Origin of the sequence: Cellulomonas denverensis (genome assembly GCF_012396125.1) — a bacterium.
Lineage (GTDB): Bacteria > Actinomycetota > Actinomycetes > Actinomycetales > Cellulomonadaceae > Cellulomonas > Cellulomonas denverensis.
Genome location: NZ_JAAXOX010000001.1, coordinates 129,129 through 149,979, shown reverse-complemented (window position 1 = coordinate 149,979; position 20,851 = coordinate 129,129). Strand labels below are relative to the sequence as shown.

The window sequence follows — 20,851 nt, the reverse complement described above, 5'->3', positions numbered from 1 at the left end:
CCGGGTGATCTGCCCGGCCGCTCCCGTGCGCGCTCAGTCGCCCAGCACCCGCCGCAGCCGCGACTTCTTCCGGTTCTCCCGCACCACCCAGGCCACGTCCGGGTCGGCCACGTTCTCCAGCGCCAGGAACCGCGCCACCCCGGGCTCCGGGGCACCGGCGACCGCCACGCTCCAGCAGTAGCCCAGCCCCTGGCGCAGGGTGCGCACCGCGGGGTCGCGGCGGTGGTCGGCGGGGACGGCGACCAGGCCGTCGGTGGCGGCGGCGCAGGCGTCCAGGGCGGCGACGGCGGTGTCCGGGTCCTTGAGCAATCGGGGTTCGCAGATCCCGGCGATCGCGGCGCGGCGGACCAGCGGGTCGTCGTCGTGGGACCAGGTCTGCACCAGCGCGCGCATGGCGGCCGGGTCGGCGTCGCCCAGGCGTTGCAGCGCCATGGCGGTGGCCTCGCGCACCCGCCAGGAGTCGTCGGCGGCGCGGGTGTGCAGCAGGGCGGCGACGTCGTGGCCCTCGGCGATCAAGCGGCCCAGGGTGGCGGTGCCGCAGGAGCGCAGGTACTCGTCCGGGCGGTCGGCCAGGTCGAGCGCCAGTGCGGGGGTGGCCTCCTCGACCAGGGCGGCGATCAGCTCGAGGTTGCCGCGCGGACCGGGCAGGCCGGAGTGGGCGGTCAGGTAGCCGGGGACCTCGGACTCGGGCAGTCCGCGCAGCGCCGCGCGGTGCTGGTCGGTCTTCATGGTGGTGACGGTAGACCCGGGTCCGGGCGCCGTGGGGGGACGCCGGACCCGGGCCGGGGTGCTCAGGCGGAGGCGACGCCGTCCACCGGGCGGGGGCAGGACACGCCGGTCCCGCCGAGACCGCAGTACCCGTTCGGGTTCTTGTCCAGGTACTGCTGGTGGTAGTCCTCGGCGTAGTAGAACCGCCCGGCGTCCTCGGCGCTGCGGATCTCGGTGGTGATCTCCCCGAAGCCGGCCGTGCTCAGCCGCTGCTGGAACGCCTCGCGGGTCTCCTGGGCGGCGGCGGCCTGCTCGGGGGTGGTGGTGTACACCGTCGAGCGGTACTGGGTGCCGGCGTCGTTGCCCTGCCGGAAGCCCTGGGTCGGGTCGTGCGCCTCCCAGAACGCCCGCAGCAGGTCGGCGTCCGAGATCACGGTGGGGTCGTAGGCCACCAGCACGACCTCGGCGTGACCGGTCAGGCCGGTGCACACCTCCTCGTAGGTGGGGTACGGCGTGAAACCGCCCTGGTAGCCGACCGCGGTGCTGACCACGCCGGGCAGCTGCCAGAACACCCGCTCCGCACCCCAGAAACAGCCGAGGCCGAGCACGAGGGTCCGGGTGCCCTCGGGCCAGGGGCCCTGGATCGGGGTGCCGAGCACGGTGTGGGTGCTGGGCACGTGGTAGGCGTAGGCGTCGCGGCCGGGCAGGGCGCGCTCCGGGGTGACCATGGTGGTCTTCAATGCGGAACCGAACAGCCAGTTCATGGGGGCTCCCCTCCTCGCGGGTCCGTGTCGCTCAACCGGCGGGCTTGCCGTGTCATTCCCCCGCCGAGCGCCTAGCCTGTGCGGGTGACGAACGACGAGCAGGACTGGTCCGAGGCCGGCTTCTCCACCCGCGCGATCCACGCCGGTCAGGCACCGGATCCGACCACCGGAGCGGTGGTGCCGCCGATCTATCAGGTGTCCACCTACGCCCAGGACGGGGTCGGCGGGCTGCGCAACGGCTACGAGTACTCCCGTTCGGCGAACCCGACCCGCACCGCGCTGCAGGAGGCGCTGGCGGCGGCGGAGCGTGGCGGGGCGGCCTTCGCCTTCGCCTCTGGGCTGGCCGCCGAGGACACCCTGCTGCGGGCGGTGCTGCGGCCCGGCGACCACGTCGTGGTGCCGGACGACGCCTACGGCGGGACCTACCGGCTGATCGCCCGGGTGTTCGGCCCGTGGGGGATCGAGCACACCCCGGCCGACCTGTCCGACCCGGAGGCGGTCGCCGCCGCGATCCAGCCCGGCCGGACCAAGCTGATCTGGGCCGAGACGCCGACCAACCCGCTGCTCGGCATCGCGGACATCGCCGGGCTGAGCGGCCTGGCCCGCGGTGCCGGCGCGCTGCTCGCGGTGGACAACACCTTCGCCACTCCGTACCTGCAGCAGCCGCTGGCGCTCGGGGCGGATGTGGTGGTGCACTCCACCACCAAGTACATCGGCGGGCACTCCGACGTGGTCGGCGGCGCGCTGGTCGTGGCGGACGGGGCCCAGCTCCCGGTCGGGCTGACCGGTCCGTCCGGCGGCACCGCCCTGGCGGACGCGCTGGCCTTCCACCAGAACGCCTCCGGTGCGGTGGCCGGACCCTTCGACGGCTGGCTGACCCTGCGCGGGTTGAAGACGCTGGGCGTGCGGATGGACCGGCACTGCGCGAATGCCGCGGCGGTGGCCCGGTTCCTGGTCGAGCGGGACGACGTGCCCGCGGTGATCTACCCCGGCCTGGAGTCGCATCCGCAGCACGAGCTCGCCGCCCGGCAGATGACCGGCTTCGGCGGGATGGTGTCCTTCCGGGCCGGCAGCGCCGAGCGGGCGGCCGAGATCTGCGCCCGCACCCGGGTGTTCACCCTGGCCGAGTCGCTGGGCGGCGTCGAGTCGCTGATCGAGTTGCCGGCCCGGATGACGCACGGCTCGGTGGCCGGCACCGCGCTGGAGGTGCCGGACGACCTGGTGCGGCTCAGCGTCGGGATCGAGGACGAGGCCGACCTGATCGCCGACCTGACGCGGGCGCTCGGACAGTGACCCCGCGCCGCCCCGACCCCCGGCCCCCGGTGCTGCACGAGGGCGACCTCGCCACCGGGCACACCCCGCGGGGCTGGTCGGCCGAGCAGTCGGTGACCCCGGCGGTGCGGGCGGCGGCGTCCTGGTCGTGGCGGTTCCTGCTGATCGCCGGGGCGGCCGCGGTGACGCTGTGGCTGATCGGCTACTTCCAGGTGATCGTGGTGTCGGTGGCCGTGGCGCTGCTGCTCACCGTGCTGCTCACCCCGGTGGCCGCCTTCCTGCGCCGCCGGCTGCACTTCGGCCGGACGCTGGCGGCGATCACGTCGGTGCTGGCGTTGCTGGCGGTGGTCGCCGCGCTGGTCGCCCTTGCCGGGCGGTCGATCGCCAACGGCTTCGGCGACCTGAGCGACCAGGCCTCCGAGGGCGTGGACAAGCTGCTGGACTGGCTGGCCGAGAGCCCGCTGCAGGTCACCTCCGATCAGGTGAACCAGCTGGTCGAGCAGGGCCGCGAGCAGCTGCAGGAGAACGCCAGCAGTGTGCTGTCCGGCGCGTTGTCGGTGACCACCACGGTCGGGCACGTCGCCGCCGGGGCGCTGATCTCCCTGTTCTGCACCTTCTTCTTCCTCCGCGAGGGGCGGGTGGTGTGGTCCTGGCTGGTCGGCCTGCTGCCGCGCCGGGTGCGCGAGCGGGTGCACCAGGCCGGCCGCCGCGGACTGGTCACGCTGAGCGCCTACACCCGGACCCAGATCCTGGTGGCCTTCGTGGATGCGGTGGGCATCGGCATCGGCGCGGCGATCCTGCGGGTGCCGCTCGCGCTGCCGCTGGCCACGCTGGTGTTCGTCGGCTCGTTCATCCCGATCGTCGGCGCGATCGTCACCGGCGCGGTCGCCGTGCTGGTCGCGCTGGTCGCCCACGGGCCGGTGGTGGCGCTGATCATGCTCGGGGTGGTGCTGCTGGTGCAGCAGTTGGAGGGTCACATCCTGCAGCCGTTCCTGATGGGCCACGCGGTGTCGCTGCACCCGGTGGCGGTGCTGCTGGTGGTCACCGCCGGGTCGATGGCCGCCGGGATCGTCGGGGCGCTGTTCGCGGTGCCGATCGCCGCGGTGCTGAACACCGTGGTGCTGTATCTGCACGGTCACGACAAGTTCCCCCAGCTCGGCACGGATGATCACGTGTCACAACGACCACCACGGGAGGCGGTCGCCGAGTGAGCCTCCTCGACGACGTCCGGGATGCCGCCCGGCTGCTGGAACCAGTGGTCACCCGCACCCCGGTCGAGTACTCCCGCGCGCTGAGCGAGATCGCCGGCACCGACGTCTACCTCAAGTGCGAGAACCTGCAGCGCTCCGGCTCGTTCAAGGTCCGCGGCGCCTACGTGCGGATGGCCCGGCTGTCCGCGGCCGAACAGGCCCGCGGGGTGGTCGCCGCCAGCGCCGGGAACCACGCGCAGGGGGTGGCGTTGGCCGCCGCGCAGCTTGGCATCGACGCGGTGGTGTACATGCCGATCGACGCCGCCCTGCCCAAGATCGCCGCCACCCGGCAGTACGGGGCCGAGGTCCGGCTGCACGGCCTGACCGTGGACGAGGCGCTGGCCGCCGCCCGGGCCGAGGCCGAGCGGACCGGCGCGGTGCTGATCCACCCCTTCGACCACCTGGATGTCGTCGTCGGGCAGGGCACGCTGGCGCTGGAGATCGTGGAGCAGGTGCCGCAGGCCGCCACGGTGCTGGTGCCGGTGGGTGGCGGGGGACTGGCCGCCGGGATGCAGGCCGCGCTGGCCGAGCTGCGACCGGACGTCCGGGTGATCGGCGTGCAGGCCGCCCGGGCCGCCGCCTACCCGGCCTCGCTGGCCGCGGGTGAACCGGTGACCGCCGCCGAACTGCACACCATGGCGGACGGGATCGCGGTCGGCACCCCGGGCGCGGTGCCCTTCGAGCTGCTGCACCGGTACGGCACCGAGGTCCGTACGGTGTCCGAGGAGGACCTGTCCCGGGCGCTGCTGCTGGTCGCCGAGCGGGCCAAGCTGCTGGTGGAGCCCGCGGGTGCCGCCGGGGTGGCCGCGGTGATGGCCGGGGGTGCCGGGGCGTTCGCCGGGCCGGTGGTGGTGCTGCTGTCCGGCGGCAACATCGACCCGCTGGTGCTGCTGCGGGTGGTCCGGCACGGGCTGGCGTCCTCCGGGCGGTACCTGGCGCTGCGGGTCCGGCTGCACGACAGCCCGGGTGCGCTGGCCGGGCTGCTGCGGGAGCTGGCCAAGCTCGGCGCGAACATCATGCACATCAACCACACCCGCACCGGGATCGACCTGGACGTCGACGAGGCCGAGGTCGAGCTCCAGGTGGAGACCAAGGGGCCGGAACACTGCGCCGGCGTGCTCGCCGGGCTGCGCGACCACGGCTACCGGCTGTCCGAACTCTGACGAAGGCCCGCCCCCCGACGAGCGGGGAACGGGCCTTCGTGGTGCGGTGCTCAGCCCTCGAAGGGCTTGGCCGCCAGGATCTTCACCGGGATGTCCTTGCCGTTCGGCGCGGTGTACGACGTCGAGTCGCCGACCTTGTGGCCGTTGATCGACGCACCCAGCGGCGAGGTCGGGGAGAACACGTCGATGTCCGCGGTCCCGGCGATCTCACGCGAGCCGAGCAGGAAGGTCATCTCATCACCGGCGACCTCGGCGGTGACCACCATGCCCTGCTCGACCACGCCGTCGTCCGGCGGCGTGCCGATCTGCACGTTGCGCAGCTTGGCCTTCAGCTCGCGGATGCGGGCCTCCTGCTTCGCCTGCTCCTCGCGCGCGGCGTGGTAGCCGCCGTTCTCCTTCAGGTCGCCCTCGTCACGAGCGGCGGCGATGCGCTCGGTGACCTCGGCGCGACCCGCACCCTCGAGGTGCTCCAGCTCCGCCTTGAGGCGGTCGTAGGCCTCCTGCGTCAACCAGGTGGTGGCCTGCGTCGTGTCGGTCACGTCCCACTCCTTCCAGCACGGGCCCACCCAGGTCCGGGTGTGCTCGAGAATGCGCCCCGTCCGACGTGCGTGCGTGTCCGCGACGGGTGGGAACGGGTGCTCCGCCTCACGGTCGCATCGACGGTCACGTCGGACCGAGGCGGCGTCTTGAATCGGCAAGCATAGCAATCGAGCTGCCGCGACGCTCGGACCGACCGGTCAGGCGGGCTCACAGCCGTGGACGGCGGCGGTGACGGCGGCCTCGGCGGTCGGGATGGTCGCGGTGACCCGGGTGGTGCGCTCCTGGGACGGTCCGACGGTGATCTGCTGCACCCCCACCTCGGCGTGGCTGGCGCTGAGGGCCTGCACCCGGCAGACCGCGACCTCGCCCGGGTCCTGGATCACGTCGAAGGTGATCTCCACCGCGGTGGACCCGTCCACCCGGTAGCCGACGTCGTTCCAGCGCACCGCGGTGCCGGCCGCGCCGAGCCCGATCCAGATCACGATCCCGAGGCCGATCGCCGCCAGGATCGCGATGCCGATCCGGGCCGCCCGGCGCCGCTGCGGGGACTGCGGGGGTCCGTACCGGCCGGCGGGCGGCGAGGCGGTGGTCACGGGCGGCTCCGTTCGGTTCGGTCCTGTCGGACGGATGAGTGATCATTGTCCACTGTCGGGTCCGGACCCGACGACGCGACCAGAAGGAAGCCACGGAACGTGACCGAGCAGCTCCGCCTGATGGCGGTCCACGCCCACCCGGACGACGAGTCGAGCAAGGGTGCGGCGACCACCGCCCGCTACGCCGCGGAGGGGGTGGACGTCCTGATCGTCACCTGCACCGGCGGCGAGCGTGGCGACATCCTCAACCCGCACTACCCGGCGTTCAGCGGTACCCCGGAGGAGATGGGCGAGATCCGCCGGGCGGAGATGGCCGCCGCGGCCGCCGCGCTCGGGGTCCGGCAGCAGTGGCTGGGCTTCGTCGACTCGGGGCTGCCCGAGGGTGATCCGCTGCCGCCGCTGCCGGAGGGCTGCTTCGGGCTGCTGCCGCTGGAAGAGGCCTCGGCGCCGCTGGTGCAGGTGGTCCGCGAGTTCCGGCCGCAGGTGATGACCACCTACGACCCGACCGGCGGCTACCCGCACCCGGACCATGTGATGACCCACCGGGTGGCGTTCGAGGCGTTCCACGCGGCCGGCGACCCGGAGCGCTACCGCGGCACCGGCGAGCCCTGGACCCCGTCGAAGCTCTACTACAACCACGGCTTCTCGATGAAGCGGCTGCGCACGGTGCACGAGGCGATGATCGCCCGCGGCATCGAGTCCCCGTTCGGCGAGTGGGTGGAGTCCCGCGCCGCCAAGGAGATGCCGGAGCGCGAGGTCACCACGCTGGTGCCGGTCGCCGACTACTTCGAGCAGCGGGACGCCGCACTGCGGGCGCACGCCACCCAGATCGACCCGGAGGGCTTCTTCTTCGGCATCCCGCGCGACCTGGAGCGGGAGGTGTGGCCCTGGGACGAGTACGAGCTCGCCGAGTCCCGGGTGCCGACCACCCTGCCGGAGGACGACCTGTTCGCCGGGCTGCGGGGCCGGGCATGAGCGGCCTGGCCGTCGCGCATGGCGCGCTGTTGCAGGTCTGGGCCGAGGTCAGCCCCAGCCCCAGCCCGTCGGTGACCGAGATCCCGCCGGAGGACCAGACCTCGCCGGGGCTGCTCGGCTTCCTGGTGACCTTCGCCGCGGCGCTGGCCGTGATGGGGCTGGCGTACTCGATGGTGCGCAAGATGCGGAAGGTGGAACGGCGGGGGCGTCAGCTGGAGGAGGAAGAGGCCGCGGCCGCGGCTGCCGAACAGGCCGGCACCACCGCCCCGACAGCCCCGGACACGACCCCGGAGTCGGAGGGGCGCTGATGCCCGACCGCCCCGCGCCGCCGGCCCGTCCCGCCGTCCGCCTCACGGTGGGCCAGCTGCGGGTGAGCGACGACCACGCCGCCAACCGGGAGACGGTCCGCCGGGCGATCGACACCGCCGCCCGGGCCCACGCCGACCTGCTGGTGCTGCCCGAGTACGCCGCCGGCTTCGACCCGCGCGGCACCGGCCCGGAACACGCCGAACCGCTGGACGGCCCGTTCGTCACCCTGCTGCGCGAGCAGGCCGCCCGGACCGGGGTGGCCGTGATCGCCGGCACGGTGCTGCCCGGCGACGGGGAGCGCGCGGTGAACGCGGTGGTGGCGGTGACCGGCGACGGCGAGCTGGCCGGCGTCTACCGCAAGGTCCACCTGTACGACGCCTTCGGCCACCGGGAGTCCGACCGCCTGCTGCCCGGGCCCGCGGACGCGCCGCCGCTGGTGCTGGACGTGGCCGGGATGAGCGTCGGCGTGATCACCTGCTACGACCTACGGTTCCCGGAGTCGGCCCGCCGGGTGGTGGACGCCGGGGCGCAGGTGCTGGTGGTGCCGGCCGCCTGGGCGCCCGGCCCGCTGAAGGAGATGCACTGGCGGACCCTGGCGACCGCCCGGGCGATCGAGAACACCGTCGTGGTCGCCGCGGTCGGCCAGGCCGGTCCGGGCACCACCGGCCGGTCGCTGGTGATCGGCCCGGACGGCGAGACCGGGCTGGAGCTCGGCGACCAGCCGGAGCTGCGGACGGTCGACCTGGACCCCGGGCTGCTGGCGCAGGTCCGGCAGGGCAACCCCTCGCTGGCGAACCGCCGCTACCGGGTCGTCCCCGCCTGAGACGGGTCGGCTCAGTTCAGCACGGCCATGGCCACTGCGATGAAGTGGCAGCCGATGCCGACCACGGTCAGCGCGTGGAAGATCTCGTGGAAGCCGAACCAGCGCGGGCTGGGGTTGGGCTTCTTCAGCGCGTAGACCACCGCGCCCACGGTGTAGGCCAGCCCGCCGGCGATCACCAGCCAGACCACCGCCGGACCCCCGTTCGGCGCCCGCCAGAACGACGGCAGGAACCAGACCGCCACCCAGCCGAGCGCGATGTAGACCGGGACGTAGACCCAGCGCGGCGCGTTCAGCCAGAACACCCGCGCCAGCACCCCGCCCAGTGCACCGATCCAGACGATCAGCAGCAGCGTCCGGGCGGTCGCGGTGGGCAGCAGGGCGACCGCCAGCGGGGTGTAGGTGCCGGCGATCACCAGGAAGATGTTGGTGTGGTCCAGCCGGCGCAGCACGGCGGCGGTCCGGGGCGACCAGGTGCCGCGGTGGTAGACCGCGCTGGTGCCGAACAGCATCATCGCCGCCAGGCCGAAAACCGCGCAGGCCCAGGTCAGCGCGGTCGTCGGGGCCAGCACCACCAGCACGACGGAGGCGACCGTCACCAGCGGGAACATGCCCGCATGGATCCAGCCGCGCAGCTTCGGCTTGATCGCGGTGGCGAGCTGATCTGCGGTCTCGGCGACCTTCACGGCTGACCTCCTGGTGGGGTGTGGATCGACGACGCGACGAGCGTAACTTACGGCACCGTAGGTTCGTGCGGTCTGCACGATTCCTCCCCGCGGGGCACGTCCGCCACGCCGGGATCGGGCGCGTGCTCCCGGTACGGTGATCCCCGTCCGATCCGACCCTGTCGAGGAGCCGCCACCGTGCGTCTGCCCCACCCGCTGTACGGGTTGTACGAGCGGCGGCTCGCCTCCTCGTTGCCCCGGGAACAGCTGCCCCGGCACATCGGCGTGATCCTGGACGGCAACCGCCGCTGGGCCCGCAGCCTGGGCGAGTCCACCGCCACCGGGCACCGGCGCGGCGCGGACCGGATCGCGGACGTGCTCGCCTGGTCCGAGGAGATCGGCGTCGAGGTCGTCACGCTGTGGATGCTGTCCACCGACAATCTCAGCCGGGACCCGGAGGAGCTGACCCCGCTGCTCGGCATCATCGAGGATGCGGTGCGGGAACTGGCAGCCACCCGGCGCTGGCGGTTGCAGGCGGTCGGGTCGCTCGACCTGCTGCCGGAGAGCACCGCGCAGGTGTTGCAGGACGCCGAGGCGGCGACCACCGACATCACCGGCCTGCACGTCAACGTGGCGATCGGCTACGGCGGGCGGCGGGAGATCGCGGATGCGGTGCGGTCGTACCTGCGCGAGCGGGCCGCCGACGGCGCCACCCTGGACGAGATCGCCGCCAGCTTCGACGTCGAGCACATCGCCGACCACCTGTACACCAAGGGCCAGCCCGACCCCGATCTGGTGATCCGCACCTCCGGGGAGCAGCGGCTGGGCGGGTTCATGCTCTGGCAGAGCGTGCACACCGAGTTCTACTTCTGCGAGGCCTACTGGCCGGACTTCCGGCGGGTGGACTTCCTGCGGGCGATGCGCGACTACGCCGCCCGGGACCGGCGCCGCGGAAAATGACGGCCAGGTGAAATCCTCGCTGTGAGCCGCGACACACCGGGGCCGGATCACGGGGCTGTGGGCGGGCAGGCTTAGCGTCGCCCCAACGGACGGCACCAGCCGTCCCCGGGAGGCCAGCCCATGGAGCATCCGAGCTCTGCGGAGGAGGGCCGGATCCGGCCCGACTCCTGGGCCGCCCGCCCTCATCCCGCCGCCGCTCGTCCGCCGGTGCGTTGCCGGGTGGGCGAGGGAGGCCCGATTCGGCGCTGGTAGCAGCGGCGCCGGAGGGAGTCAGCCGTGGTCAGCACTCCGGGTACCCGGACCCACGTCCTCGACACGTCGGTCCTGCTCTCCGACCCGCGGGCGGTCCGCCGCTTCGCCGAACACGACGTCGTCCTCCCGCTGGTGGTGATCACCGAGCTGGAGGCCAAGCGCCACCACGCCGAGCTCGGCTTCTTCGCCCGCGCCGCCCTGCGCATGCTGGACGAACTCCGGCTGGAACACGGCGGGCTGGACGCCCCGATCCCGATCGGCGACCAAGGCGGCACGCTGTGGGTCGAGCTGAACCACACCGACCCCGATGCGCTGCCCGCCGGCTTCCGGCTCGGGGACAACGACTCGCGCATCCTCGCCGTGGCCGCGAACCTGGCCGCCGAGGGCAAGGACGTCACCGTGGTGTCCAAGGACCTGCCGATGCGGATCAAGGCCTCCGCCATCGGGCTGCGGGCCGAGGAGTACCGGCACGAGCTGGCCGCCGAGTCCGGCTGGACCGGGATGGACGAGCTGCAGCTGACCGAGCAGCAGATGGCCGACCTGTGGGAGCACGAGTCGCTGCCGCTGGTCGGCCTGGACGGCACCGGGCGCGACGACCTACCCGCGCCGGTCGACCTGCTCTGCCACACCGGGCTGGTGCTGCACAGCCCGCGCGGGTCGGCGCTGGGCCGGGTGACCGCGGACAAGCACATCCAGCTGGTGCGCGGCGACCAGGACGTGTTCGGGCTGCACGGGCGGTCGGCGGAGCAGCGGGTGGCGATCGACCTGCTGCTGGACCAGGAGATCGGCATCGTCTCGCTCGGCGGCCGGGCCGGCACCGGCAAGTCCGCGCTGGCGCTGTGCGCCGGGCTGGAGGCGGTGCTGGAGCGCCGGCAGCACCGCAAGGTGATGGTGTTCCGGCCGCTGTACGCGGTGGGCGGCCAGGAGCTCGGCTACCTGCCCGGCAGCGAGGCCGAGAAGATGAACCCGTGGGCCCAGGCGGTCTTCGACACCCTCGGCGCGCTGGTCAGCCGCGAGGTGGTCGAGGAGGTGATGGACCGGGACATCCTGGAGGTGCTGCCGCTGACCCACATCCGCGGGCGCTCGCTGCACGACGCCTTCGTGATCGTGGACGAGGCCCAGTCGCTGGAGCGCAACGTCCTGCTGACCGTGCTGTCCCGGATCGGCCAGAGCTCGCGGGTGGTGCTCACCCACGACGTGGCCCAGCGGGACAACCTGCGGGTCGGCCGGCACGACGGGGTCGCCGCGGTGGTGGAGACGCTCAAGGGCCACCCGCTGTTCGGGCACGTCACGCTGACCCGTTCCGAGCGGTCGCCGGTGGCCGCCCTGGTCACCGAGATGCTGGAGGGGCTGGAGCTCTGAGGCCGGTGGGGTCGCCGTCGTCCGGGACCGCCTGGATGACGGCGATCTCCGCCTCGGCCACCAGGTCGGCGGTCTCGGACGCCGGGTCGCCGTCCTCGGTGGCCGGGGTGCCCGGCCGGGCCGCGGCCACGGCGACCAGCACGCCGACCAGGGCGCCCATCAGGGTGTCCAGCACCCGGTCCGCACCGAGGCCGAGCGGCTGTGCGCCGGAACCGATCGAGGTCATCAGCAGCGCCATCGGGGTGATCGTGAGCATGGCCAGCCCGTAGTGCCGGGCGACCACCACCTCGGTCACGGTCTGCAGGATCACCACCAGCACCGCCACCGCCCAGAACGGCAGCTCCGCTCCGAGCAGCGGGATCGCGATCGCCGCGCCGCCGACCGTGCCGAGTCCGCGCTGGATCGCCCGCTGGCCCATGTGGTGGATGTCCCGGCCGTGCAGCACGGCGGTCGCCCCCATCGCCGCCCACGCCGGGTGCCCCCAGCCCGCGAGCGTCGCCACGGTGCCGGCGACCAGCGAGCCGCACAGCACGATCCCGGCTGCGGACAACACCGACCGGTCGGCGCCCCGGATCAGGTCACGCGGTCGCGGCCGGGTGCCCAGCGGCAGTCGCCGGATCCGGCGGAGCATAGCCCCGGCGTTGCACACCAGCACCGCGATCCCGGCGCCGAGCAGGGTGGTGAGCGTCCGCTCGCCCACGGCCGTGACCGCGGGCCCGGTCAGCGGCGCCATCCCGGCACCGGCGGCGAAGATCACGATCGTGCCGCCGGGCGGGCCGGTCCGCAGCAGCGCGCAGGCCGCGGTGGCCAGGGCGGCGATCGCCGCGATCGCGATCAGCAGCAGCGCCGCGGGCGCACCGAGGGCGGTCAGCGTCGCGCACAGCGTCACCGAGGCGGTCAGCGACAGTCCACCCAGGGTCATCAGCCGCCAGCGCCAGGGGTACGGCTCGTCCCGGCCGAACAGCGAGGCCAGCGCGCCCAGCGAGGCGAACCCGGCCAGCTCGGCGTGCCCGATGAGCGCCACGACCAGGAAGGCCAGCGTCACCGTCACGCCGCAGCGCACCGCGCCGCCGAGGGTGCCGGAGGCCCGGTTCAGGCGCAGCGCGGCGCGGAACTGGTCGGGGTGGGCGAGGTCGCGGATCAGGGTGAGGCGGTGGGACACGAGGACTGATTCTACCCTGGTGTTTTACCTGTGAAACACCGGTCGGTAGGCTGGCCGGGTGGACTACGTCGACCGCCTCCGCGCCGAGTGGGCGCGCACCCTGCCGGAGCTGGACACCGCCCCCGCCGAGGTCGTCGCCCGCATCTCCCGGATCGCGTCGCTGCTCACCGCGCACATCGACGAGGCGCTGGCCGGTTCCGGGCTGACCCGCACCGAGCTCGACCTGCTCAGCGCCCTGCGCCGTGCGGACCGCCCGATGCGCGCCAGCGAGGTGTCCACCGTCACCCAGGCCTCCGGCGCCGCGATCACCAAGCGCGGGGACGCCCTGGAACGCGCCGGGCTGATCCACCGCACCGTGCCCGACCGCGACCGCCGGGGCGTGCTGCTGTCCCTGACCGAGCAGGGCCGGGCGACCGTCGACCGGCTGATCCCGGTGCGCACCGCCGTGGAGCGGGAGGCGATCGACGGCCTGGACTCCGAGGAGCTCGATCACCTCGCGGGGCTGCTGTCCCGGGTGCTGGTCCGCGTCGACCGGCACGGCTGACCGCGGGCGGGTGAATCTGCCGTCTCACCCGGCGGATCGCTCAGCTGGGGTACCGGGGGGCCGATGGGTGCGGCATCCACGCGGGTGACGGGGGACCCTGCGACACCGACACCGCCCTGGAGACCCCCGTGCGTCTGCGTACCTCCCTGCGTGCCCAGCTCGTCGCCACCGGCGCCGGAGCCGTCGTGGCGACCGCCGTCCTGCTGACCGCGATCGGCGGGTGGCAGGTGGCCGGTCTGGCCGATGACGCCGGCCGCAATGTCGACCGGCTGACCTCCGACTCGATGTCCCAGACCACCCAGCAGGCGGTCACCCTGGTGAGCACCCAGGTGGAGACCGTGACCGAACGGATGGCGGGCAACCTCGCGGTCGCCGAACAGCGGTTCGCCGCGGCCGGGCCGGTGTCCTTCGCCGAGCCGGAACACTGGACCGTGACCGACCAGGGCACCGGTGACGTCCGGGAGGTCGATCTGCCCCGGTTGCAGGTCGGCGGCACCTGGCTCGGGCACACCACCGACCCGGCGGCCGTGGTGCCGGTGGTGGACGACATCGCCGGCCTGCTCGGTGCGGCGGTGACGGTGTTCCAGCGGGTGGACGAGGAGGGCACCATGCTCCGGGTCGCCACCAGCGTCACCACGGCGGACGGGCAGCGGGCGATCGGCACCGCGATCGGGGCGACCAACGCCGACGGCAGCCCGAATGCGGTGGTCGCGGCGCTGCTGTCCGGGCAGCCGTATCACGGTACGGCGCAGGTGGTCGGGCAGCCGTACGTGACCGCGTACGCCCCGATCCAGGTCGACGGCCAGGTGGTCGGCGGGCTGTTCGTCGGGGTGCCGCAGGCGGAGGTGGACGCGCCGCTGCGGGAGGCGCTGGCGGCGGTGACCGTCGGGGAGCACGGCTACCTGACCGTGGCCGACGCCGATGGGAACTGGGTGGTCGCTCCGCCGGCGGACAACCCGGTGCAGCCGGCGGACCTGGTGGCGGACACCGACACGATCCGGGTGGGCGACGCGACCGTGCAGCTGGCGGCCTACGAGCCCTGGGGCTGGACGGTCGCGGCGTGGGGCTTCGACGCGGATCTGCGGTCGGTGTCGGCGGATCTGGCGGCGGGCTCCCGGACGTTGGTGGTCACGCTGCTGGTCGCCGGGTTGCTGGTCGCGGCGCTCGCGGTCGCCCTGGTGGTGCTGCTGTCCGGCCGGATCGTGGCCCGGGTCGGCCGGTTGACCGCGGCGCTGCGGCGGGTGGCGGACCGCGACCTGTCGGTGCGGGTCACCGGTGAGGGCCAGGACGAGATCGGCGCGATGGGCACCGCGCTGGGCGAGGCGATCGACGGGATGCGCGGCGCCCTGGCCCGGATGCGCTCCGGTGCGGATGCGGTGCGCTCGACCGCCGGCCGGCTGGACGGGTCCTCCGGCACGCTGGAGCAGGCGGCGGGGCGGACCGTGTCCCGGGCGGAGGGCGCAGCGGGCAGCGCCACCGTGGTCAGCGGGGAGGTGCAGACCGTCACCGCCGCGATGACCGAGATGCGCGCCTCGATCGAGTCGGTCGCCAAGGACGTCAGCTCGGCCTCGGACGAGGCGACCCAGGCGGTGGGGGTGACCGCCGAGGCGGCGGCTGCCGCGGACCGGCTGGCAGCGTCGAGCTCCCGGATCGCGGCGGTGCTGGACTCGGTGACCGCCATCGCCGGGCAGACCCACCTGCTGGCGCTGAACGCGAGCATCGAGGCGGCACGGGCCGGGTCGGCCGGTGCGGGCTTCGCGGTGGTCGCCGGGGAGGTCAAGGACCTGGCCCAGCAGACGTCCAGCGCGCTGGGCACCATCGCCCCGGTGCTGGAGGCGGTCACCGCGGACGCGGCGGACGTGCAGGCGTCGGTGGCCCGGATCTCGCGGGCGATCAGCACCGTGGACGAGTTGCAGGGCGCGGTGTCGGCGGTGGTCGAGGAGCAGGCCGCCACCACCTCGGAGATCGAGCGGAACCTGGTGGTGGCGGCCGAGAGCTCGGTGGACATCGCCGGGTCGGCCGCCGACGTCGCCGAGGCGGCCGGTCAGGCCTTCGACGGGGCGGCCGCGGTGCGGCAGGCCGTGGTGGACCTCGGTGGGGTGGCCGCGGAGCTCGCGGCCGGCGCCCAGGCGTTCACCCTGGAGACCGCCGGCCGCTGAGCGGGCGTCAGCGGGCGGGGCGGGTCATCCGCAGCAGGTCCAGGGCCTGGTCCAGCTGCTCGGTGCTGATCTCGCCCCGCCCGACGTACCCGAGGTCGATCACCGCGTCCCGGACCGTGAGCTGGTGCGCCACCGCGTGCTTGGCGATCTTGGCGGCGGCCTCGTAGCCGACCACCCGGTTCAGCGGGGTGACGATCGACGGCGAGGACCCGGCATAGGCCCGGCCGCGCTCCACGTCGACCTCCAGGCCGTCCAGGGTCTTGTCCGCCAGCACCCGGGCGGCGTTCGCGATCAGCCGCTCGGACTCCAGCAGCGCCTGGCCCATCACCGGGATCTGCACGTTCAGCTCGAAGCTGCCGCTGGCCCCGGCCCAGGCGACCGTGGCGTCGTTGCCGACCACCCGGGCGCAGACCATCAGCACCGCCTCGCAGATCACCGGGTTCACCTTGCCCGGCATGATCGACGACCCGGGCTGCAGGTCGGGGATCCGGATCTCGGCCAGGCCGGTGTTCGGGCCGGACCCCATCCAGCGCAGGTCGTTGCAGATCTTGGTCAGGCTGACCGCCACGGTGCGCAGCGCCCCGGACAGTTCGACCAGCCCGTCCCGGGCACCCTGCGCCTCGAAGTGGTCGCGGGCCTCGGTCAGCGGCAGGCCGGTGTCCTCGGCCAGCAGCTCGATCACCCGCTGCGGGAAGCCCGCCGGGGTGTTGATTCCGGTGCCCACCGCCGTCCCGCCCAGCGGGACTTCGGCCACCCGGGGCAGCGCGGCCCGGACCCGCTCGATGCCGTAGCGGACCGCCGCGGCGTAGCCACCGAACTCCTGGCCGAAGGTGACCGGGGTGGCGTCCATCAGGTGGGTGCGGCCGGACTTCACGTCCCCGGCGTGCTTGGCGGCCAGGCGCTCCAGCGCGGACGCCAGGTGGTCCAGGGCCGGCACCACGTCGTCGACCAGTGCGGCGGTGGCGGCCACGTGCACCGAGGTGGGGAACACGTCGTTGGAGGACTGCGAGGCGTTGACCTGGTCGTTGGGGTGCACGTCGGCGCCCAGCGATCGGGTGGCCAGCGTGGCCAGCACCTCGTTCATGTTCATGTTCGAGCTGGTCCCGGACCCGGTCTGGAACACATCCACCGGGAAGTGCGCGTCGTGCCGCCCGTCGGCGACCTCGTCCGCGGCGGCCACGATCGCCTCGGCGACCGGGGCGTCCAGGATGCCCAGTTCGGCGTTGGCGCGGGCGGCGGCCTTCTTCACCCGGGCCAGCGCCGCGATGTGCCCGCGCTCCAGCCCGGTCCCGGAGATCGGGAAGTTCTCCACCGCGCGTTGGGTCTGGGCGCGGTACAGGGCGTGGACCGGGACCCGGACCTCACCCATCGTGTCGTGTTCGATCCGGTACTCGGTGGCGGCGTCATCGGCGTTCGAGCTCATGGCGGGCCATCCTGCCATCCGATCAGGACTCCGGGGTCTCGCCGACGTCACCGATCGCGGAGGTGAGATGCGCGACCCCGTCGGTCAGGGTGTACTCCACGCCGACGACGGCCACCCGGCCCTGGTCGATCGCCTCGGCCAGCGACACCGAGTAGCCGCGCAGCATGTCCACGGTGTGCCGGACGTGCTCGTGGCCCAGCTCGGCGGCGGACACCTTGGTCAGGTCGGTCTGCCCGCCGTTCGGGTCGTGCGCCAGCGAGACGATGGACGGGATCACCCGGTCCACCACCGCCCGGACGAAGCCGCGGGCCTGCTCGCCGGTGGTCAGGGCCGCGGTCGCGGCGGCCACCGCCCCGCAGGACTCGTGGCCGAGGACGACCACCAGCGGGGCGCCGAGCACCTCCACGCCGTACTCGATCGAGCCGATCACGGTGGTGTCCAGCACGTGCCCGGCGGTGCGGACCACGAACAGGTCGCCCAGACCCTGGTCGAAGATGATCTCCGAGGCCACCCGGGAGTCCGAGCAGCCGAACAGCACCGCGAACGGGTGCTGGGAGGCGACCACCTCCGCGCGCCGGTCGATGCCCTGGGAGGGGTGCTCCATCTCCCCGCGGACGAAGCGGTCGTTGCCCTCACGGAGCGCGGTCCAGGCCTGGGTCGGGGTCAGCTGCGACATAGGCCCATCGTCCCACCATCCACCGAATGCTCCGGTCGCAGGGTCGCTCCGGTGGCACACAGCAACCGCACGGGGTAGCACTGGTCCCAGGCGAATGCGCCGCACATCCGGACGACGAGGCAGGTGAACGGTGCAGAGACGGTCGAAGTCGATCGCCGCGGCAACGGGGCTGGTGCTGGCGGCAACGCTGGCCGCCTGTGCCCCCTCCGACGACACGCCGGTACTGACCTGGTACACCAACCCCGATGCCGGGGGACAGGCGGACCTGGCGCGCCAGTGCACGGAGGCGTCCGACGGCGCCTACCGGATCGAGGTCTCCGTGCTGCCCCGGGAGGCGAGTTCGCAACGCGAGCAACTGGCCCGGCGGCTGGCGGCGTCGGACTCCTCGATCGACCTGATGAGCCTGGATCCCCCGTTCATCCCCGAGCTGGCCAACGCCGGTTTCCTGGCGCCGGTGCCGGACGACGTCGCCGAGCGGGTCAGCCAGGACGTCGCCCAGGGTGCGCTGGCCGGTGCGAGCTGGGACGGGGAACTGGTGACCGTCCCGTTCTGGGCGAACACCCAGCTGCTCTGGTACCGCACCTCGGTGGCCGAGGCGGCCGGGCTGGACATGTCCCAGCCGGTCACCTGGGACCAGGTGATGGACGCCGCCCGCGACCAGGACAAGATCCTCGGGGTGCAGGGCATCAAGGCCGAGGCGTACACGGTCTGGATCAACGCGCTGGTCGAGTCCGCCGGCGGGCAGATCGTCGAGACGCCGGAGGCGGACGCCGAGGACATGAAGCTGGGCCTGGAGTCGGACGCCGGACGGGAGGCGGCCCGGATCATCGGCGAGATCGGCCGCGACGGGCTCGGCGGCCCGGGCCTGCCGACCCAGGACGAGAACGCCTCGCTGTCCCGGTTCCAGGGTGACTCCGGCTCGTTCATGGTCAACTGGCCGTTCGTCTGGCCGGCGATGCAGGCCGCGGTCGAGGACGGCACGCTGGACCAGGCGGTGCTGGACGACGTGGGCTGGGCGATCTACCCGCAGGTCAACGAGGGCGAGGACGCGGCACCGCCCTACGGTGGGATCAACCTCGGCGTCGGCGCGTTCAGCAAGCACCCCGACCTGGCCTACCAGGCGGCCGAGTGCATCGTGCAGCCGGAGAACCAGGCGGCCTACTTCGTCACCAACGGCAACCCGCCGGCCAACACCACTGCCTACGACGACCCCGAGGTGCAGGACACCTTCCCGATGGCGGACCAGATCCGCCAGTCGCTGGAGCAGGCGGCTCCCCGGCCGCAGACCCCGTACTACAACGAGGTCTCCCAGGGACTGCAGGAGACCTGGCATCCGCCGGCGTCGGTGAACCCGGACACCACGCCGGAGACCTCCACCGACTTCATCATCGCCGTGCTGCGAGGGGAGCGGCTGCTGTGACCACCACATCGACGACGACGGCCCCACCGTCCCGGCCCGACCGGGCCAAGGCCGGCAAGCCGCGCAAGTCCGACCGGGCCCGGGCCGAGGCGCGGCTGGGCTGGCTGCTGGCCGGACCGGCGTTCGTGGTGATGCTTGCCGTCACCGCCTACCCGATCCTGCAGGCGGTCTACGAGTCGCTGTTCCGCAACCGGCTGACCGCCCCGGGCGACCGGGCGTTCATCGGGCTGGGCAACTACGGCGTGATCCTGACCGACTCGCTGTTCTGGAAGTCGCTGGCGGTGACCACCGGGATCATGGTGATCACGGTGGTGATCGAGGTCGTGCTCGGCTTCGCGCTGGCGCTGGTGATGCACCGGGCGGTCAAGCGGCTGCGGGGTCTGCTGCGCACCGCGATCCTGGTGCCCTACGGCATCATCACCGTGGTCTCCGCCTTCGCCTGGTTCTACGCCTTCAGCATCGACTCCGGGTACGTGAACAGCTGGTTCAGCTGGCTGCCGGGCATCGACCAGGACCTGAACTGGTTCGCGCACATGGGGACCAGCCTGTTCGTGATCATCGCCTCCGAGGTGTGGAAGACCACCCCGTTCATCTCGCTGCTGCTGCTGGCCGGCCTGGCGCAGGTGCCCGGTGACCTGGAGGAGGCGGCACAGGTGGACGGCGCCACCTCGTGGCAGCGGATGAAGCGGGTCGTGCTGCCGAACATGAAGGCCGCGATCATGGTCGCGGTGCTGTTCCGGGCGCTGGACGCGTTCCGGATCTTCGACAACGTCTTCATCATGACGAACGGCGCCAACAACACCGAGGTGCTGTCGCTGCTCGCCTACCGGACCTCGATCGGCCGGTTGGAGATCGGCCTGGGGTCGGCGATCTCGGTGCTGCTGTTCGTCTGCGTGATCATCATCTGCTTCATCGCGATCAAGGTCTTCAAGGTGGACCTCGCGGGTGCGAGAGGGGAGCGCTGATGGGCGGCGCACTGAGCGGCAAGCAGAAGGTCGCCTGGGCGGCGATCACCGTGGGCGTGCTGGTGTACGCGCTGTTCCCGGTGGTGTCGATCCTGGCCACCTCGTTCAAGCTGCCCAGCGACCTGAACACCGGCAACTTCCTGCCGACCACCTGGACGCTGACCAACTACGAGCAGATCCTCGGCCCGGACGGCTCCGCGCAGGACCTGTTCCTGTCCGCGCTGCGCAACTCGGTCGGCATCTCCCTGATCGCCACGCTGATCTCGGTGATCCTGTCCACGCTGGCCGCCTACGCGATCGCCCGGCTGGAGTTCCCCGGCCGCAAGCTGATCCTGACCACCGCGCTCGGGGTGTCGATCTTCCCGGTGATCTCGATCGTGACCCCGCTGTTCAACCTGTGGCGGACGATCGGGCTATACGACACCTGGGCCGGACTGGTCATCCCGTATCTGTCCCTCACGCTGCCGATCTCGATCTGGACCCTGACCGCGTTCTTCCGGCAGATCCCGTGGGAGCTGGAGCAGGCGGCGCAGGTCGACGGGGCGACCACCTGGCAGGCGTTCCGCAAGGCGATCGTCCCGCTGGCCGCCCCCGGGGTGTTCACCACCGCGCTGATCGCGTTCTTCATCGCCTGGAACGACTTCGTCTACGGCATCTCGCTGACCTCCACCGAGGCCGCCCGGCCGGTGCCCGCCGCGCTGGCGTTCTTCTCCGGCGCCTCCCAGTTCGAGGACCCGACCGGCGCGATCTCCGCGGCCGCCGTGGTCGTGACCATCCCCGTCGTCATCCTGGTGCTGCTCTTCCAGCGCCAGATCGTGTCCGGGCTGACCCAGGGCGCGGTCAAGGGCTGACGCCCCGCCGCGGAAGGA

Annotated in this window: 21 protein-coding genes; 13 read left to right on the top strand and 8 right to left on the bottom strand. The window is 73.0% G+C overall.

Translation table 11 applies throughout. The annotated features are described in order from the left end of the window. Positions 1-33 precede the first annotated feature (33 nt). Together HGA03_RS00695 and msrA are read right to left on the bottom strand one after the other, a co-directional pair. Entirely contained in the window at positions 34-729 is a 696-nt protein-coding gene (locus tag HGA03_RS00695; protein WP_168628302.1) for a HEAT repeat domain-containing protein, read from the bottom strand. Between the two features lie 62 nt (positions 730-791). Beyond that, complete coding sequence (gene msrA, locus HGA03_RS00690) at positions 792-1,472, bottom strand: peptide-methionine (S)-S-oxide reductase MsrA (RefSeq protein WP_168628301.1); 681 nt, start codon at positions 1,470-1,472, stop codon at positions 792-794. Between the two features lie 84 nt (positions 1,473-1,556). On the opposite strand from msrA, the gene HGA03_RS00685 reads away from it, so the two are divergent. Genes HGA03_RS00685 through ilvA form a run of 3 tightly spaced genes read left to right on the top strand, consistent with a single transcriptional unit; the run spans position 1,557 to position 5,157 of the window. After that, the gene (locus tag HGA03_RS00685; RefSeq protein ID WP_168628300.1) at positions 1,557-2,765 is read left to right on the top strand and encodes a cystathionine gamma-synthase; all 1,209 of its coding nucleotides are present in this window, start codon (positions 1,557-1,559) and stop codon (positions 2,763-2,765) included. Further along, a complete protein-coding gene (locus HGA03_RS00680; protein ID WP_373307645.1) occupies positions 2,762-3,955 on the top strand; it encodes an AI-2E family transporter in 1,194 nt (397 codons plus the stop codon). The genes HGA03_RS00685 and HGA03_RS00680 overlap by 4 nt, the downstream gene beginning before the upstream one ends. Further along, on the top strand, positions 3,952-5,157 hold the full coding sequence (gene ilvA / locus HGA03_RS00675) for a threonine ammonia-lyase (RefSeq protein ID WP_168628299.1): 1,206 nt from the start codon (positions 3,952-3,954) through the stop codon (positions 5,155-5,157). The genes HGA03_RS00680 and ilvA overlap by 4 nt, the downstream gene beginning before the upstream one ends. A gap of 50 nt (positions 5,158-5,207) precedes the next feature. On the opposite strand, the gene greA is transcribed toward ilvA, so the two are convergent. Together greA and HGA03_RS00665 are read right to left on the bottom strand one after the other, a co-directional pair. Continuing rightward, the gene (gene greA, locus HGA03_RS00670; protein ID WP_168628298.1) at positions 5,208-5,696 is read right to left on the bottom strand and encodes a transcription elongation factor GreA; all 489 of its coding nucleotides are present in this window, start codon (positions 5,694-5,696) and stop codon (positions 5,208-5,210) included. Between the two features lie 198 nt (positions 5,697-5,894). Next, positions 5,895-6,290 carry a DUF4307 domain-containing protein gene (locus HGA03_RS00665; RefSeq protein WP_168628297.1) on the bottom strand — a complete coding sequence of 132 codons (396 nt, stop codon included), beginning with the start codon at positions 6,288-6,290 and terminating at the stop codon, positions 5,895-5,897. A gap of 120 nt (positions 6,291-6,410) precedes the next feature. On the opposite strand from HGA03_RS00665, the gene mca reads away from it, so the two are divergent. Genes mca through HGA03_RS00650 form a run of 3 tightly spaced genes read left to right on the top strand, consistent with a single transcriptional unit; the run spans position 6,411 to position 8,397 of the window. Beyond that, entirely contained in the window at positions 6,411-7,265 is an 855-nt protein-coding gene (gene mca, locus HGA03_RS00660) for a mycothiol conjugate amidase Mca (RefSeq protein WP_168628852.1), read from the top strand. Further along, positions 7,262-7,573, top strand: coding sequence for a hypothetical protein (locus tag HGA03_RS00655; protein WP_168628296.1), 312 nt, complete (start codon positions 7,262-7,264; stop codon positions 7,571-7,573). The genes mca and HGA03_RS00655 overlap by 4 nt, the downstream gene beginning before the upstream one ends. After that, positions 7,573-8,397, top strand: coding sequence for a carbon-nitrogen hydrolase family protein (locus HGA03_RS00650; RefSeq protein ID WP_168628295.1), 825 nt, complete (start codon positions 7,573-7,575; stop codon positions 8,395-8,397). The genes HGA03_RS00655 and HGA03_RS00650 overlap by 1 nt, the downstream gene beginning before the upstream one ends. Positions 8,398-8,408: 11 nt before the next feature. On the opposite strand, the gene trhA is transcribed toward HGA03_RS00650, so the two are convergent. Next, entirely contained in the window at positions 8,409-9,080 is a 672-nt protein-coding gene (gene trhA, locus HGA03_RS00645) for a PAQR family membrane homeostasis protein TrhA (RefSeq protein WP_239073472.1), read from the bottom strand. A 177-nt stretch (positions 9,081-9,257) separates the two neighbouring features. Here trhA and HGA03_RS00640 point away from each other — a divergent pair, with 177 nt between their 5' ends. Both HGA03_RS00640 and phoH2 read left to right on the top strand, forming a co-directional pair. Next, complete coding sequence (locus HGA03_RS00640) at positions 9,258-10,019, top strand: isoprenyl transferase (protein WP_168628294.1); 762 nt, start codon at positions 9,258-9,260, stop codon at positions 10,017-10,019. 276 nt (positions 10,020-10,295) lie between these two features. Then, the gene (phoH2, locus tag HGA03_RS00635) at positions 10,296-11,633 is read left to right on the top strand and encodes an RNA 5'-3' helicase PhoH2 (protein ID WP_168628293.1); all 1,338 of its coding nucleotides are present in this window, start codon (positions 10,296-10,298) and stop codon (positions 11,631-11,633) included. Here phoH2 and HGA03_RS19500 read toward each other — a convergent pair. After that, complete coding sequence (locus tag HGA03_RS19500; RefSeq protein WP_168628292.1) at positions 11,602-12,795, bottom strand: FUSC family protein; 1,194 nt, start codon at positions 12,793-12,795, stop codon at positions 11,602-11,604. The genes phoH2 and HGA03_RS19500 overlap by 32 nt on opposite strands. A 58-nt stretch (positions 12,796-12,853) precedes the next feature. Here HGA03_RS19500 and HGA03_RS18570 point away from each other — a divergent pair, with 58 nt between their 5' ends. Continuing rightward, positions 12,854-13,339 carry a MarR family winged helix-turn-helix transcriptional regulator gene (locus HGA03_RS18570; protein ID WP_168628291.1) on the top strand — a complete coding sequence of 162 codons (486 nt, stop codon included), beginning with the start codon at positions 12,854-12,856 and terminating at the stop codon, positions 13,337-13,339. 128 nt (positions 13,340-13,467) lie between these two features. Then, on the top strand, positions 13,468-15,498 hold the full coding sequence (locus HGA03_RS00620) for a methyl-accepting chemotaxis protein (RefSeq protein ID WP_168628290.1): 2,031 nt from the start codon (positions 13,468-13,470) through the stop codon (positions 15,496-15,498). 7 nt (positions 15,499-15,505) lie between these two features. Here the strand turns inward: HGA03_RS00620 and HGA03_RS00615 are convergent, their stop codons facing one another. Further along, complete coding sequence (locus tag HGA03_RS00615; RefSeq protein ID WP_168628289.1) at positions 15,506-16,921, bottom strand: class II fumarate hydratase; 1,416 nt, start codon at positions 16,919-16,921, stop codon at positions 15,506-15,508. 22 nt (positions 16,922-16,943) lie between these two features. Further along, on the bottom strand, positions 16,944-17,597 hold the full coding sequence (locus tag HGA03_RS00610) for a carbonic anhydrase (RefSeq protein ID WP_168628288.1): 654 nt from the start codon (positions 17,595-17,597) through the stop codon (positions 16,944-16,946). 130 nt (positions 17,598-17,727) lie between these two features. Between HGA03_RS00610 and HGA03_RS00605 the strand changes: the two genes are divergently transcribed. Genes HGA03_RS00605 through HGA03_RS00595 form a run of 3 tightly spaced genes read left to right on the top strand, consistent with a single transcriptional unit; the run spans position 17,728 to position 20,833 of the window. Further along, the gene (locus HGA03_RS00605) at positions 17,728-19,017 is read left to right on the top strand and encodes a sugar ABC transporter substrate-binding protein (protein WP_168628287.1); all 1,290 of its coding nucleotides are present in this window, start codon (positions 17,728-17,730) and stop codon (positions 19,015-19,017) included. After that, positions 19,014-19,982, top strand: a complete 969-nt coding sequence (locus HGA03_RS00600; protein WP_168628286.1) for a carbohydrate ABC transporter permease — start codon at positions 19,014-19,016, stop codon at positions 19,980-19,982. Before HGA03_RS00605 ends, HGA03_RS00600 begins: the two co-directional genes overlap by 4 nt. After that, positions 19,982-20,833 carry a carbohydrate ABC transporter permease gene (locus HGA03_RS00595; RefSeq protein ID WP_168628285.1) on the top strand — a complete coding sequence of 284 codons (852 nt, stop codon included), beginning with the start codon at positions 19,982-19,984 and terminating at the stop codon, positions 20,831-20,833. The genes HGA03_RS00600 and HGA03_RS00595 overlap by 1 nt, the downstream gene beginning before the upstream one ends. Positions 20,834-20,851 lie beyond the last annotated feature (18 nt).

Coding starts and splice junctions, on each gene's coding strand:
- mca (WP_168628852.1), top strand. CDS start 6,411: ATGGCGGTCCACGCCCACCCGGACGACGAGTCGAGCAAGGGTGCGGCG.
- HGA03_RS00615 (WP_168628289.1), bottom strand. CDS start 16,921: ATGAGCTCGAACGCCGATGACGCCGCCACCGAGTACCGGATCGAACAC.
- HGA03_RS00610 (WP_168628288.1), bottom strand. CDS start 17,597: ATGTCGCAGCTGACCCCGACCCAGGCCTGGACCGCGCTCCGTGAGGGC.
- HGA03_RS00595 (WP_168628285.1), top strand. CDS start 19,982: ATGGGCGGCGCACTGAGCGGCAAGCAGAAGGTCGCCTGGGCGGCGATC.
- HGA03_RS00655 (WP_168628296.1), top strand. CDS start 7,262: ATGAGCGGCCTGGCCGTCGCGCATGGCGCGCTGTTGCAGGTCTGGGCC.
- HGA03_RS00695 (WP_168628302.1), bottom strand. CDS start 729: ATGAAGACCGACCAGCACCGCGCGGCGCTGCGCGGACTGCCCGAGTCC.
- msrA (WP_168628301.1), bottom strand. CDS start 1,472: ATGAACTGGCTGTTCGGTTCCGCATTGAAGACCACCATGGTCACCCCG.
- HGA03_RS00650 (WP_168628295.1), top strand. CDS start 7,573: ATGCCCGACCGCCCCGCGCCGCCGGCCCGTCCCGCCGTCCGCCTCACG.